This window comes from Agrobacterium sp. Ap1 (assembly GCF_017313375.1).
Taxonomy (GTDB): Bacteria; Pseudomonadota; Alphaproteobacteria; order Rhizobiales; family Rhizobiaceae; genus Neorhizobium; species Neorhizobium cellulosilyticum.
Genome location: NZ_JAFLMY010000095.1, coordinates 1 through 272, shown reverse-complemented (window position 1 = coordinate 272; position 272 = coordinate 1). Strand labels below are relative to the sequence as shown.

General features: G+C 55.1%; 1 tRNA gene. It reads left to right on the top strand.

What is annotated here, in order from left to right:
• Positions 1 to 197: 197 nt before the first annotated feature.
• Positions 198 to 270, top strand: a tRNA-Ala gene (locus JZX87_RS31135).
• The last annotated feature ends 2 nt before the right edge of the window (positions 271 to 272 follow it).

Below are 272 nucleotides of genomic sequence, written 5' to 3'. Positions count from 1 at the left end.
CCTGTAGCTCAGTTGGTTAGAGCACACGCTTGATAAGCGTGGGGTCGGAAGTTCAAGTCTTCCCAGGCCCACCATTCGCTTTTTAGTGGATGTTGGACGCGGTGACGGATTTGACCTGCTGGATGGGTTTTGCGGAAAATGGTGTTGATGAACGGGCTTTGACTGATCTTGTCAGTTCGGGCTGTTCCCAAGAGATTGGGGCTGTAGCTCAGCTGGGAGAGCACCTGCTTTGCAAGCAGGGGGTCAGCGGTTCGATCCCGCTCAGCTCCACC